Consider the following 14,271-nt stretch of genomic DNA (forward strand, 5'->3'; position numbering starts at 1 on the left):
GTGAAAAAAACGGTACTAATAACGGGGGCGCACGGTTTTCTGGGGCGACATGCAGCGCGCTATTTTGCCGATGCTGGTTATACCGTTACAGGAATCGGTCACGGCTCCTGGGATAGCAAGGAGTTCGCTCGATTCGGTTTGACGTTTTGGCATGCCGCAGATATTACTCTTGATGCATTAGTTACATATGCGGGTGAGCCGGATATGATCGTGCATTGTGCGGGAAGCGGATCCGTCGCATTTTCGATGACGCATCCATATCAAGATTACGGGCGTACGGTTTCGAGCATGGCAGCAGTCTTGGAATATGTAAGATTGCATTCACCAAAGACTTCGGTGATTTATCCATCAAGCGCTGCGGTATATGGCGTAGTCGAAAAATTGCCGATTATGGAGGCTTCTCCATTGCATCCGGTTTCTCCTTATGGGGTACATAAACAGATTGCTGAAATGCTTTGTCAATCATACGCGAGCAGCTTTCACGTATCTGTAGCAATCATTCGGTTCTTTTCAATTTATGGCCCGGGTTTGCAAAAGCAACTTCTTTGGGATGCATGCTCAAAGGCTGAAAGAGGCGACACTGCTTTTTCAGGCACAGGCTTGGAGTTGCGTGACTGGCTGCATGTGATTGATGCTGCGTCGCTTCTTGGTGCCGTTGCGTCACATGCGTCACCAGAATGTCCTGTATTTAATGGTGGCAGTGGCGAGGGAGTGACAGTCAAAGAGGTTCTTGACGAAATTGTGCAGGCATATGGTTTAAATAGTGGCCCGAAATTTAGTGGGAAATCTCGTCCAGGAGATCCAATAGGTTATCAAGCAGATATGGACAACACTATTCGTTTGGGCTGGAAGCCGACGATTGATTGGCGTAGCGGCGTCAGTGATTACGTCAAGTGGTTTAAGGGAGCTTGCTTATGATCCGCGTCGGCTTTGTTCTTGAAACCGATGGCTGGATGGGGGGCATAAATTATTATCGTAATCTTTTCTCGGCGTTGAAGTTGTTGTCCTCCCCGACGATACAACCGGTTATTTTTGTCGGGACGCACGTATCTGATGACGTGTTAGGTAATTTTCGCGATGCAGAGATCGTACGATCTCCATTGTTGGATACGCATACGTTGAGCGGAACACTTCGACGCCTCCTCAACAAGGTAACAAGCCGGCAGGATATCTTGTTGAAACAACTGCTTGTGCGCCATGACATCAAAGTCCTGTCCCATTTGGGAAGATTTTTTAATGTTGGTTCAATCAAGACGATTGGCTGGATTACCGATTTTCAGCATCTGCATTTACCGCAATTTTTCAGTGAAAAAGAGCGTAAGCAACGCGATACGGATTTTAGGGCGATTGCGCAATATTGTGATTGCGTACTATTAAGCAGCGAGTCTGCAAAGAACGATTTGGCAAACTTTGCGCTGGCTGCACTTCCCAGAGCAAAAGTATTGCAGTTCGTGCCAGAAATTGACTCAATGCTCGAATTTACGTCGATCCAAGAATTGGAAAGTAAGTACGGGGTTACTCGCCCCTTTTTTTATGTCCCCAACCAATTCTGGATTCATAAAAATCACAGTGTCGTTATTGATGCATTAGCGCATCTTCAGGCTCAAGGTATTCAGGCGACTGTCCTTTCGACAGGAAGTACAAAAGACTATCGGCACCCGGATCATTTCGAAAAGCTGATGACTCGTATCAGCGAGCTAGGGCTGCATAATTCATTTAAAGCATTGGGCCTGGTTCCTTATAAAGACCTGCTGTCTCTGATGCATTATTCATTAGCAATAATTAACCCCTCCTTTTTTGAAGGCTGGAGCTCAACTGTAGAAGAAGCGAAGGCGCTTGGAAAAACCATATTACTGTCGAATTTGCCCGTTCATAAAGAGCAGAATCCTGCAGGGGGAATATTCTTTGATCCGAAGAATTCTCAAGAATTGGCAGAAAAAATGCATTTAATTCTTACGTCAATTGGTAATGTTTCTGATATCGATGATTTGAATTTGAAAATTGCAGATTCTTATATTGCCGCACGATTGTCTTTTGGAGAGAAATATCAACATATAGTGGAAAGCTCCATGGGTAAGTAATTTGGTTTGGATGTAAAAACCCCTACTATTGAATGCCTCAATTCGAGAAACAATTCCATGTCGAGTTGGACTATTTCCCTTCAAAGTAATCAGCTGCCTTATTCGCGCAGCATGGTGCTGCTTCTCCTTTTTTATTCGCTTATTGCTGTATCTCCAATATTTTTTGCGTTAGGTGTACATGGGAGACACCTATTAATTTTTTCTGTGTTGTGGCTTATAGCCACATGTATTTTTAATAAACGAAAACCTAAAAAATGGTTGGCGCTAAGTGCTGGGGCATTATTTATCCCTGCACTCATTTCTTCCTTATATTGGAATGAACCGAGGTTCGCTTTACTCCCAGCATTTTTATTTTTGGCCATGTTATTACTGGCGCAGGCGAGTTCTAAAGAGGTAGATCGCTATATCGACTATGCGTCGTGGTTCTTAATAATAATGTTGACTGGTTGTGTGATAGGTTATTTATTAGTTTGTGTTCACATTGAGCCGGTCTTTGCATTTCAAAATCCGGATGGAAGATTAAATTACTTTTTCTATACAACGTTTACGAACGTATACCAAGGCGACTATATTCGCCCCTCTGGAATATATGATGAGCCGGGAGCGCTATCATTTTTTGTGTGTGCCATCGCATTTGCGAGACATAAGGCAGGTAAAAATTCGTCGATGACGTGGGTCTTGCTTGGCTTGGGATTAATCACCTTTAGTCTGATGCATTTGATTTACTTGGCTATTTTTTTTATATCAGAAAAAGTATCTATTAAAGGGGTATTGCGGATAATTTTCTCGTTGATTATCGCTGCTGCCGTTCTGTTCTCCACAGGAGCCTGGGGAACATTTGAAGAAAAATTATTGGCTCGTTTGGATGTAGATGAAAGCGGGCGCATGGTTGGAGATAATCGTTCAACTTTAATGTTGAATGCGTTTAGAGCATTAAAAGAAGAGGAAACTGCTTGGATAGTTGGGGTCGGTCCTGAATGCACATTTAATGTTAGACAGTGCAGGGAAAAGTGGGGGGCAATGATTGCGAATCCTTTGGATCCACTTGTATCTCAAGGAATCTTACTTTCGTGGTCATATTATTTGTTCATCCTTCTAACTTGTGCTTGTCTTTTGAGAGGGAGAGACGGCCTCAAGTTTTTTGCCATTGGCTTGTTGTTTGCGCAGCGACCTTACGTATGGGTTATTGGATATAGTTTTCTTGCTGTGGTGGTTGTGTGGTTGTATTTTTCCGTTCGATCCACAAGGCAAGCAACTGCTATAACAGAAATTCCAACCTAAATTTTTCACGAAAATAAGAATGAAGAAAATCCTATCCGTGAATGCGACCCCTCGAATATCGATAGTGACGGTTACCAGAAATGATGCGGTTGGTTTGACGGAAACCATCCACAGTGTATTGGAACAGGATTATGAGAATCTTCAGTTCGTGGTGGTGGACGGGGCATCCACGGATCGTTCTGTCGACGTATTGGAATCCAAGAAAAATGAAATAGATGTGGTTCTGATAGAGCCGGATATAGGCATTTATCACGCTATGAATAAGGCGATCGATTTGGCTGACGGCGAGTGGCTTCTTTTCATGAATGCCGGAGATGTTTTTTTTAACAAAGGCAGCTTATCTTCTGCCGCAGCAAAGATCCTCGATGATATCGATGTGGTTTATGCAGACTGGATATACCGTGATTCCGGTTTCCGTGTGCAAGCCAATTTAAAAAAATTGAATGTGAGGCATCAATCCGTTCTGTATAGAAAAGATCTGCATTCTTTATATGGGAATTATGTTGTGGGCAAGGGAGTATCTATTTCCGACTATATTTTCTTTCTATCGATTTCTGAAAAAAAATGGATATATTCTCAAGAACCTCTCTCGATCTGTAATCAGGATGGTGTATCTGCCAGGCCGTCACACCTTTATCAACGTATTGCCAGCGAAATTATTTATGGTAGACGAAGCCGAGTTGATGGGGCATTTATTCTTTTTGCTTATCCGATGTACAGGTTCCTCAAAAAAAGAATTTTTTTCCCGTTGATCTCTTTAATGAAACGGCGCAATCGATCATGATTTCTGTTTGTATTGCGACGTTTAACGGAGAGGCATTTGTCAAGGAGCAACTTCTTTCTGTATTAAATCAATTGTCGGGCTCTGATGAGATTGTGATTGCAGACGACGGGTCTGTAGATGGCACTGTTGCTGCGGTAAATAGTATCGGAGATAAAAGAATACGATGGGTCGCTGGAGGGCAGAGGCTCGGTGTCGTAAAAAACTTTGAGGCTGCGTTATCGGCAGCACGTGGGGAAATTATTTTCTTATGTGATCAGGACGATATCTGGCTACCGGGAAAAGTGGCTCATTGCGTGCAGGTTCTGAAAACACATTTATTAGTGGTTACTGACTGCGTGGTAGTTGATGAATCGCTGAATGAGCTTTCTCCATCTTTTTTTGCGATAAGGAAATCAGAAAAAGGGATAGTGCGAAATCTCTGGAAAAATAGCTATCTAGGGTGTTGTATGGCTTTCCATAGGGAATTGCTGGATTTATGTTTGCCTATCCCTAAAGCAATCCCTATGCACGACATGTGGATTGGTTTGTTGGCAAACATTCGTGGGAGTGTAAAATTTTCTCCCCAAAAATGTTCCCTGTATAGAAGGCATGGAAAAAATGCTTCCCAAACTACAGGGAAGAGTAACTTCGGTTTCTATCAAAAGCTACGTATTCGATTTATTTTGATTGTTCAAATTCTCCTTCGCTTGCTCAAGGATGAATCGCGCGGTTCCAACAAAGGCAGAATAGTTTGATTATTTCCATCATTACTGTTTGTTATAACAGTGCGGCTACTATCAAAGATACTCTCCAGTCGGTTGCTATTCAGACTTACCCATCTATTGAGCATCTCATCGTAGATGGCCTTTCAAAGGACGCAACGATGGACGTAGTACGTCAATTTCCACATGTTACCCACGCCGTGTCTGAGCAAGATGGTGGAATCTACGATGCAATGAACAAGGGAATTGCCATGGCGACAGGCAATGTGATTGGATTCGTTAATGCAGACGATTTTTATGCATCGCCGGATGTACTTGCGTCTGTCATGCAGGTGTTTGAAGATCCAACGGTAGAGGCCTGCTATGGGGACTTATGTTATGTGAAACAGGAAGAGACAAGTAGCGTAGTGCGTTACTGGCGTTCTTTCGATTTCAAGCCAGGTCTTTTTCTTCGCGGTTGGTGCCCTCCGCACCCGACATTTTTTGTACGTAAGGACGTATACGAGCGCTGTGGAGGTTTTGACCTGAATTACAAAATTGCTGCCGACGTAGAGTTGATGATGCGCTTTCTTGAGGCTCAAAGTGTACGTTCGCGGTACATACCTAAAATACTAGTAAACATGCGAATGGGCGGAACGACTAATCGCAGTATTAAAAATGTCGTCAATCAGAACCGCGAAATTTGGCGGGCATTTCAAAAAAATGGATTAAAACCTTCCTTCGGACGTTTTGCCATTGGCAAATTATTGTCGCGCGGGAAGCAGTTTATTTCTCGCCCGCAACGTGTCTAAATCAAAAATTCTTGTAACAGGAGCTAATGGATTTGTTGGCTCAGCCTTGTGCGCACGACTGAAACAGAAAGATTTTCCGGTTTTTGGTGCCGTGCGAACGAAAAATGGTTTATTTAACCAATTTGAGATTGGTGAATTAACCGCTGGAGTGGATTGGTCTACGCCATTGTCAGGTTGCGATGCGGTTATTCATTTGGCTGCGCGCGTACACATAATGAATGATCGCGTGGCTGACCCACTAGCAGTATTTCGCACTGTGAATGTAGACGCCACTAAAGATCTGGCTCGTCAGGCTGCTCGACATGGTGTGCATCGTTTCGTCTTTGTAAGCAGCATCAAAGTCAATGGCGAAATGACGCAGTATGCGTCATTCAAGGCATCGGACGTGCCAGCGCCGCTGGACGCTTACGGTCAGTCCAAACTGGAAGCGGAACTGGCATTGCAGCAGATCTCTCGCGAAACCGGTTTAGAGGTGGTGATCGTTCGGCCTCCGCTGGTATACGGGCCCGGAGTGGGAGCGAATTTTCTTCGCTTGATGCAACTTGTCCAAAAGGGCATTCCTTTGCCGCTGGGGGCGATTCACAATCTTCGTAGCCTGGTTGCACTCGATAATCTGGTGGATTTGCTGATTGTCTGTGCCGAGAACCTTGCGGCGGCAGGCAGGACATTTCTGGTTTCCGACGACCATGATGTCAGCACACCCGAATTGGTGCGTATGTTGGCGACGGCGATGGGGCGGCGGGCAAGGCTGGTGCCGGTACCTGTCGGCTGCTTGGCGGCCGGTGCCGCATTGCTGGGCAAATCCGCGGCAGCTGACCGCTTGCTTGGTTCGTTGCAGGTCGATATCCGGGAAACGAGATCCGTCCTGGGGTGGGAGCCGGTAGTGAGCACGGAAGAGGCAATTGGTGCTACTGTTGCGCATTTTTTATCGCGTGCGTGAATCTTCCGTATGAAAAGAGCGTTCGATTTCTGGCTCGCCTTGGCGGCTTCGGTGTTGCTGTTAGTCCCGATCGTGATGGTGGCGCTGTTGGTCAGGCTGACATCCAAAGGGCCGGCCATTTACTGGTCGGATCGGGTGGGGCGGCACAATGCCATTTTCCGGATGCCGAAATTCCGGACCATGCGAATAGATACACCGGCTGTCGCAACACACTTATTATCTAATCCACAACAATTTTTGACGCCGATCGGGGCGTTCCTCCGTAAATCCAGTCTGGACGAACTGCCCCAGCTCTGGAGCATCCTGAAGGGCGATATGAGTTTCGTCGGCCCACGTCCCGCTTTGTTCAATCAGGACGATCTGATATCGTTACGGACAAGTTATGGTGTTGATAACATCCGGCCCGGCTTGACCGGCTGGGCACAGATTAACGGCCGTGATGAGCTTCCCATTCCGCAGAAGGTAGAGCTGGATGTGGAATACATGCAGCGGCAGTCGTTTGGACTCGATCTGCGCATCATCTTTCTTACCTTCTGGAAGGTGTTTCGCCGGGACGGCATTACTCATTGAAGCGGATGAAATCCTTTATTAATCTGCCGCGGTACCAGAAGCAGTTGATGGCGGTTGCCCTCGACCTGATATTTCTGCCGCTGACTTTTTATCTGTGCGTACTGCTACGTTACGACAGCAGCACGCCGCAGCTGTTCCAGATGTATTTCTGGATAATTCTTGCTGCGCCGCTGATTTCGATCCCGATCTTTATTCGCCTGGGTTTGTACCGTGCCGTCATCCGTTTCATCGATCAGAAGATCGTATATGTGGTCGTGCTTGGCGTCACGCTTTCCGTCGTTTGCATGGCAGCCTTGGCTACATTTACGCATACCGTTCATCTGTCGCGGGGCGTATTCGGCATTTACTGGGTCAGTGCGATTCTGTACGTGGTAGCGAGCCGCTTCATTGCGCGTGGCTACCTGCTGAAAGTAGATCATGGCGGTGGCAATGCAGTGCGCGTTGCCATTTATGGCGCTGGCCATGCCGGCATGCAACTGGCCAGTGCGTTGCGCGCCGGCCATGAATATTTGCCGGTCGCAATGGTGGATGACAGACGAGAACTGCACGGTGCCACGATTGCCGGTGTGCGCGTGTGGCCTGCCAAGGAACTGCCGCGGCTTGTGAAGGAAAAGCAGATTCGGGAAATTCTGCTGGCCATGCCGTCGCTGCGCAAGATTCAGCAACGGGCGATTCTCGAAAGCCTGGAACCGTTGAAGGTCAAGATCAAGGTGACGCCGCCGATCGCCAGCCTGGTCAATGGCGAACTGCGTGTACAGGATATTCGCGATATCGAAATCGAGGATCTGCTCGGACGAGATGCGGTTGCCCCCGATCCGCAACTGCTTTCTACCTGCATCGAAAACAAGGTCGTGATGGTGACGGGAGCCGGCGGCTCCATCGGTTCGGAACTATGCCGCCAGATCGTCCTGCTTTCGCCGTCCCGGCTGATTCTGCTGGACATGTCGGAATACGCGCTCTATCAGATCGAGCAGGAGCTGCAGGGAATTTTGAAGAGTAAGAATCTCCCGATTGAAGTGCTGCCTTTCCTCGGCTCGGTGCTGGATGGCGCCAAGTGCGAGCAGATTTTGCGTACCTTCGCGGTTGATACGATCTATCATGCCGCGGCTTACAAGCATGTGCCGCTAGTGGAGCATAATCCGATCCAGGGTGTGCGCAACAATGCATTGGGAACGAAAGTGCTGGCGCAGGCTGCGGTCGATGCGGGCGTTTCGTGTTTCGTATTGATTTCTACCGACAAGGCTGTGCGTCCAACCAATGTGATGGGCGCGACGAAGCGGCTGGCGGAACTGATCTTGCAGGCTTTTGCGCGTACGCAGCAGACGACGCGTTTTTGCATGGTGCGCTTCGGTAATGTGCTTGGCTCGTCTGGTTCCGTGGTGCCGCTGTTCCGCAAGCAGATCATGGCAGGCGGGCCGGTTACGGTGACGCATCCGGAAATCACACGCTATTTCATGACGATTCCCGAAGCGGCTCAATTGGTGTTGCAGGCGGGCTCGATGGGTGAGGGCGGAGACGTGTTTGTTCTGGACATGGGCGAGCCGGTGAAGATTCTTGATTTAGCCCGGCGCATGGTGCACCTAAGCGGGCTGGAAGTGCGCGGCGAGAGCGATGCACCGGACGCGATCGAGATCGAACATGTCGGGCTTCGGCCGGGTGAGAAGTTGTACGAGGAGTTGCTGATCGGCGCCAACGTCGAAGGTACGCAGCATGCGCTGATCATGCGCGCGCAGGAAACCGAATTGCCATGGGATGCGTTGAAGACAATTCTGGTGAGATTAGAGGATGCCTGTGAGCGTTTCGATTACCAGGAAATACGCGCATTGCTGCAGCACGCCGTGGAGGAATATGCGCCGCAATGCGAGATTGAAGATCTTCTCTGGCGTGAAAACAGGGATGCCGGCATGTATCAGAAGAAACAGGAAAACGGCAGGGAAGACCAAGCGCGATCGCACCTGAAGCAGGTGATCTGACGACGGCGAGTTTGTCGCTGTCGTGCATCTTTGAGGAATCATTCGGATGATTTTGGTAACGGGCGGAGCCGGTTTTATCGGCTCCAATTTTGTTCTGGACTGGCTCGCGCAGCACGACGAGCCGGTGGTTAATCTCGACAAACTGACTTACGCCGGCAACCTGAACAATCTGCGTTCGCTGCAAGACGATGCGCGGCATGTATTCGTGCATGGCGATATCGGCGATACAGATCTGGTGGCGTCGCTGCTGGCGGCGCATCGACCACGCGCAATTTTGCATTTCGCGGCGGAGAGCCATGTTGATCGCTCCATCCATGGCCCAGCCGCTTTTGTCGAGACCAATATCAATGGCACTTTCACGCTGTTGCAGGCGGCATTGAAGTACTGGTCCGGCCTTGAAGAGGCCGAGAAGACCGCGTTCCGTTTTCTACATGTTTCCACTGACGAGGTGTACGGTTCGCTCGGCAAGGACGATCCGCCGTTTTCCGAAACGACTGCCTATGCGCCGAACAGCCCATATTCAGCTTCCAAGGCGGCATCTGATCATCTGGTACGTTCTTACCACCATACGTATGGTTTGCCGACGCTGACGACCAACTGCTCTAATAATTATGGTCCTTACCATTTCCCGGAAAAGCTGATCCCGCTGATGATCGCCAATGCGTTGGTGGGCAAATCGTTGCCGGTTTATGGCGATGGGCAGCAGGTGCGCGACTGGCTCTACGTGGGCGACCATTGCGCAGCGATTCGCCGCGTGCTGGAGGCCGGCAAACCGGGCGAAACCTATAACGTCGGCGGCTGGAACGAGAAGGCCAATCTGGACGTGGTGCATGTGCTGTGCGACATTCTCGATGCATTGTCGCCTGCCTCGAACGGCAACAGCTATCGCACGCAGATCACTCATGTGACGGATCGGCCTGGTCATGATCGCCGCTATGCGATCGATGCGCGCAAGATCGAGCGTGAGCTAGGATGGAAGCCGGCGGAGACGTTCGAAACCGGCATCCGCAAAACCGTGCAGTGGTATCTCGACAACCAGGCATGGGTGCGCGATGTGCAATCCGGCGATTACATGCATTGGCTGGAACGAAATTACAACCAGAGAGACAGCCTGCCGGGAGCAGGTGAAGCACAGAAGACAGCATGAGCCAGCCTTCCATCAAAGTCAGCGCCCGCAAGGGCATCATCCTCGCCGGCGGTTCCGGCACGCGCTTGTATCCGGTGACGATTTCGATTTCGAAGCAGTTGCTGCCGGTCTATGACAAGCCGATGATCTATTACCCGCTCACCACGCTGATGCTGGCGGGGATACGCGACATTCTGTTGATTTCCACACCGCAGGATACGCCGCGCTTTCGCGAACTGCTTGGCGATGGCAGCCAATGGGGAATCAATCTGCAATACGCGGTGCAGCCTTCGCCGGATGGCTTGGCACAGGCCTTCATCATCGGGCGCGAGTTCGTCGGTAATGATCCTTCGGCACTGATCCTAGGCGACAACATCTACTACGGACATGCATTCGATCGACAGTTGCAGCAGGCGGTACAGTCGACAGAAGGCTCCACCGTGTTTGCCTATCATGTGCAGGATCCTGAGCGATATGGTGTGGTGGAATTCGACGGCCAGCAACGCGCTATCAGCATCGAGGAAAAACCGGTCGCACCAAAATCCAATTATGCGGTGACAGGTCTGTATTTCTACGATAACCAGGTGTGCGATATCGCAGCGTCGATCAAACCGTCGGCGCGCGGCGAACTGGAAATCACCGACGTCAATCGGCATTATCTGGAGCGAGGCCAACTGAACGTGGAGGTCATGGGCCGCGGCATGGCCTGGCTGGATACTGGCACGCACGAATCTTTGATGGAAGCGGGGCAGTTCATCGCGACCATCGAAAATCGGCAAGGATTGAAGATTGCCTGTCCGGAGGAGATTGCGTTCCGCAAGGGATACATCGATGCGGCGCAACTGGAAAAGCTGGCCGAACCACTGAAGAAGAACGGCTATGGCCGTTATCTGCTGCGTATCCTGACGGACAAGGTGTTTTAATGAATGTAATACGTACAGATATCCCCGATGTGCTGGTGGTCGAACCGAAGGTGTTCGGTGACGACCGGGGATTTTTCTTCGAGAGTTTCAACGAGGCGCGCTTTGCTGAAGCGGTAGGCAAGACGGTGCCCTTCGTGCAGGACAATCATTCCCGCTCGGCACGCGGAGTGTTGCGTGGTCTGCACTACCAGATCAGGCAGCCTCAAGGAAAGCTGGTGCGTGTGGTCACCGGCGAGGTTTTCGACGTTGCCGTCGATCTGCGCAAGGACTCTGCTACATTCGGCCGCTGGGTGGGCATAACGTTGTCTGCAGAGAACAAGCGCCAGATGTGGATTCCTGAAGGTTTTGCACACGGTTTTATCGTGACCAGTGATTCGGCGGAATTTCTCTACAAGACGACCGATTACTGGGCGCCTGAGCATGAGCGCTGCATCGCATGGAATGATCCGGCAATCGGCGTCGTCTGGCCGGTCGATGGCGAGCCCATATTGTCCGACAAGGATAAACGTGGCGTATCGCTGGCCGATGCGGAGGTTTTTGCGTGAGGATTCTGCTTACCGGCAGGAGCGGCCAGGTCGGTTATGAGCTGGAGCGTTCGCTGCAGGGGCTGGGCGAAATCGTTGCGGTAGACCGGGCGCGTATGGATCTGGCGAACCTGGACCAGGTGCGGGAAGTGATCCGTTCGGTGCGTCCCGCATTGATCGTCAATCCGGCTGCCTATACTGCTGTCGATCTGGCGGAGAGCGAGCCGGAACTGGCGATGCGCATCAATGCCGAAGCGCCGGCTGTCATGGCGGAAGAAGCGAAGAAGCTCGGCGCGGCGCTGATTCATTATTCGACCGACTACGTTTTCGATGGCGCCAAGACAGCAGCTTATGTCGAAGGCGATGCACCGAATCCGCAGAATGTCTACGGTCGCAGCAAGCTGGCCGGCGAACAGGCGATTGCCGCAAGCGGTGTGTCGCATATCATTTTGCGCACCAGTTGGGTGTACGGCATGCGCGGTCGGAATTTCCTGCGCACGGTACAGCGCCTTGCGCGGGAGCGCGACGAGTTGCGTATCGTCGCCGATCAGTTCGGTGCGCCGACCTGGTGCCGGACGATTGCCGAAACGACGGCGCATATTGTCATGAAGCTGCAGTCCGTTTCGGGTTCAGCAGGAAATGCGAATATCGCAGAGGAAGTCTGGCGCGATTATTCCGGAATCTATCACCTGACTGCGCAGGGCAGGACCAGCTGGCACGGTTTTACGCAGGCAATCGTTGATCATGCTTCCACTGTAAGGAAGCCTGTTGTAGTGCCGATTGCAACGCAGGATTATCCGCTACCAGCCAGACGGCCGCAGGATTCGGTTCTGTCGTCCGACAAGTTGATGCGGACGTTTTGCGGGCTCCCTGATTGGCAGGCGGCATTGCAGCTTTGCCTGGATGCCTGAAACAAGCCGGGCGCTTGCCTGAGCCGGTCCATTCCTTCATCTGTTCCCTCTATGCTGGCTGGCACGGCAGCCCCCTGGCCGGAAAAAGTGTACCCTTCCGTTCTTTGTCCAGAATGACGCCATGATGTTGACAGGTTGTACCCATCGTATCGCTGCCCTTGCGCTTGTAATGACGCTGGCAGGCTGCTCTTTCCTTTCCAGGCCACGGCCGGAACCGACGCCGTCCTCTCCGGCGGTACAGCCGGAAGCCGTCGCACCGGTAAAAACGAAAATCGCCCTCGTGCTGGGTGGCGGCGCTGCACGTGGTTTCGCGCATATCGGCGTGATCAAGGTGCTGGAATCGCAGGGTATCGTGCCGGATATGGTGGTCGGTACCAGCGCCGGCAGCGTGGTCGGCGCACTTTATGCAGCGGGCAACAACGGCTTTGCGTTGCAGAAGATGGCGATGAAGATGGACGAAGCAGCGATTTCCGACTGGTCCGTGCCGTTCTTTTCCACTTCCAGCGGCGTGCTGAAGGGCGATGCCCTGCAGAATTACGTCAACAGGGCGGTCGGCAACATGCCGATCGAGAAGATGAAGATTCCGTTCGCAGCCGTTGCAACGGACCTCAACAGTGGCGAACCCATCCTGTTCCAGCGCGGCAATACCGGCATCGCGGTGCGGGCTTCGTCGGCGGTGCCGGGAGTATTCCAGCCGGTGAAGATCGGTCGTCACCTGTATGTGGATGGCGGGCTGGCTGCACCGGTGCCGGTCCATTTCGCACGCGACATGGGCGCCGATTTCATCATTGCAGTCAATATCTCGGTGCAGCCGGAAGTGCAGGCGGCATCCAGTTCTTTCGATGTGCTACTGCAGACGTTCGCCATCATGGGGCTAAGCATCAACCGCTATGAACTGGAAGGCGCGGATATCGTCATCCAGCCGGCCTTGGGCGACATGAAAGGCAATGACTTTACAGGACGCAATCGCGCGATTCTGGCGGGTGAGCAGGCGGCAATGGCGGCGATGCCGGAAATCCGGCGCAAGCTGGATGCCATGCAGGCAAGACCGATGCAGGTGAAACAGGCGCTCCAATAAAAAACCGCACTTCGGTGCGGTTTTTTATTGCATGGATGCTTGCGGCATAGTCGGTTCGCTGATACGGCGCGCGCCGTTGAAGCGCTTCTTCCAGTAGCCGACATCCATGCTTTCGATGCGCACTTTGCCGCCGGTGGAAGGTGCGTGGATGAATTTATGGTCGCCCAGATAGATGCCGACGTGGGAGAAGCGGCGTTTCAGCGTGTTGTAGAAGACCAGGTCGCCCGGCTGCAGATCCGCCTTGTCGACATGTTCGCCGGTCTGGCTCAGTTCCTTGGCGGTGCGCGGCACGTCCTTGCCCCAGGCTTCCTTGAAGATCAGGTGCACCAGGCCGCTGCAATCGAGTCCGGTTTCGGGAGTGTTGCCGCCGTACTTGTAATGGATACCCAGCATTCCCATCGCACGCATCGCCAGTTCGGAGGCGCGATCGGTCAGCTGGTGCAGGCGGGAGACGGGTTTGTCGGAGGGAGGGAATGCCAGGGAAATATCGCTACCCCACGCCGTGCCGGCCGTCGTCAGGGCAGCCGCAAACATCGCGGCGCGTGTCAGTCGACCGAGGCGAAAAGGGTGTTGAAAAGTTGTCATCAA

The 14,271-nt window shown here is 51.5% G+C and carries 15 protein-coding genes; 14 read left to right on the plus strand and 1 reads right to left on the minus strand.

What is annotated here, in order from left to right; genetic code table 11:
• The 14 genes from IEV40_RS08185 (at position 1) to IEV40_RS08250 (ending at position 13,683) form a co-directional block, all read left to right on the plus strand.
• Positions 1 to 918, plus strand: coding sequence for an NAD-dependent epimerase/dehydratase family protein (locus IEV40_RS08185; RefSeq protein ID WP_188420488.1), 918 nt, complete (start codon positions 1 to 3; stop codon positions 916 to 918).
• Complete coding sequence (locus IEV40_RS08190) at positions 915 to 2,081, plus strand: glycosyltransferase family 4 protein (RefSeq protein WP_188420489.1); 1,167 nt, start codon at positions 915 to 917, stop codon at positions 2,079 to 2,081. The genes IEV40_RS08185 and IEV40_RS08190 overlap by 4 nt, the downstream gene beginning before the upstream one ends.
• A gap of 57 nt (positions 2,082 to 2,138) precedes the next feature.
• Entirely contained in the window at positions 2,139 to 3,362 is a 1,224-nt protein-coding gene (locus IEV40_RS08195) for a hypothetical protein (RefSeq protein ID WP_188420490.1), read from the plus strand.
• A 19-nt stretch (positions 3,363 to 3,381) separates the two neighbouring features.
• The gene (locus tag IEV40_RS08200) at positions 3,382 to 4,146 is read left to right on the plus strand and encodes a glycosyltransferase (protein ID WP_188420491.1); all 765 of its coding nucleotides are present in this window, start codon (positions 3,382 to 3,384) and stop codon (positions 4,144 to 4,146) included.
• Positions 4,143 to 4,880, plus strand: a complete 738-nt coding sequence (locus IEV40_RS08205) for a glycosyltransferase family 2 protein (protein WP_188420492.1) — start codon at positions 4,143 to 4,145, stop codon at positions 4,878 to 4,880. The genes IEV40_RS08200 and IEV40_RS08205 overlap by 4 nt, the downstream gene beginning before the upstream one ends.
• Positions 4,877 to 5,638 (plus strand): glycosyltransferase family 2 protein, encoded by a 762-nt coding sequence (locus tag IEV40_RS08210; RefSeq protein WP_188420493.1) that lies wholly within the window; start codon positions 4,877 to 4,879, stop codon positions 5,636 to 5,638. The genes IEV40_RS08205 and IEV40_RS08210 overlap by 4 nt, the downstream gene beginning before the upstream one ends.
• Complete coding sequence (locus IEV40_RS08215) at positions 5,631 to 6,578, plus strand: UDP-glucose 4-epimerase family protein (protein ID WP_188420494.1); 948 nt, start codon at positions 5,631 to 5,633, stop codon at positions 6,576 to 6,578. Before IEV40_RS08210 ends, IEV40_RS08215 begins: the two co-directional genes overlap by 8 nt.
• Positions 6,579 to 6,587: 9 nt before the next feature.
• Positions 6,588 to 7,148, plus strand: a complete 561-nt coding sequence (locus IEV40_RS08220) for a sugar transferase (RefSeq protein WP_188420495.1) — start codon at positions 6,588 to 6,590, stop codon at positions 7,146 to 7,148.
• Positions 7,149 to 7,153: 5 nt separating this feature from the next.
• A complete protein-coding gene (locus IEV40_RS08225) occupies positions 7,154 to 9,121 on the plus strand; it encodes a polysaccharide biosynthesis protein (protein ID WP_188420496.1) in 1,968 nt (655 codons plus the stop codon).
• Positions 9,122 to 9,167: 46 nt separating this feature from the next.
• Positions 9,168 to 10,268 carry a dTDP-glucose 4,6-dehydratase gene (gene rfbB, locus IEV40_RS08230; RefSeq protein WP_188420497.1) on the plus strand — a complete coding sequence of 367 codons (1,101 nt, stop codon included), beginning with the start codon at positions 9,168 to 9,170 and terminating at the stop codon, positions 10,266 to 10,268.
• Positions 10,265 to 11,170 (plus strand): glucose-1-phosphate thymidylyltransferase RfbA, encoded by a 906-nt coding sequence (rfbA, locus tag IEV40_RS08235; protein ID WP_188420498.1) that lies wholly within the window; start codon positions 10,265 to 10,267, stop codon positions 11,168 to 11,170. The genes rfbB and rfbA overlap by 4 nt, the downstream gene beginning before the upstream one ends.
• Positions 11,170 to 11,715, plus strand: a complete 546-nt coding sequence (gene rfbC, locus IEV40_RS08240) for a dTDP-4-dehydrorhamnose 3,5-epimerase (protein ID WP_188420499.1) — start codon at positions 11,170 to 11,172, stop codon at positions 11,713 to 11,715. The genes rfbA and rfbC overlap by 1 nt, the downstream gene beginning before the upstream one ends.
• Entirely contained in the window at positions 11,712 to 12,605 is an 894-nt protein-coding gene (rfbD, locus tag IEV40_RS08245) for a dTDP-4-dehydrorhamnose reductase (RefSeq protein WP_188420500.1), read from the plus strand. The genes rfbC and rfbD overlap by 4 nt, the downstream gene beginning before the upstream one ends.
• Before the next feature lie 121 nt (positions 12,606 to 12,726).
• On the plus strand, positions 12,727 to 13,683 hold the full coding sequence (locus tag IEV40_RS08250; protein WP_371870042.1) for a patatin-like phospholipase family protein: 957 nt from the start codon (positions 12,727 to 12,729) through the stop codon (positions 13,681 to 13,683).
• A 24-nt stretch (positions 13,684 to 13,707) separates the two neighbouring features.
• On the opposite strand, the gene IEV40_RS08255 is transcribed toward IEV40_RS08250, so the two are convergent.
• A complete protein-coding gene (locus IEV40_RS08255; RefSeq protein ID WP_188420501.1) occupies positions 13,708 to 14,268 on the minus strand; it encodes a C40 family peptidase in 561 nt (186 codons plus the stop codon).
• Positions 14,269 to 14,271: the final 3 nt, after the last annotated feature.

This window comes from Oxalicibacterium solurbis (assembly GCF_014635845.1).
GTDB classification, from domain to species: domain Bacteria; phylum Pseudomonadota; class Gammaproteobacteria; order Burkholderiales; family Burkholderiaceae_D; genus Oxalicibacterium; species Oxalicibacterium solurbis.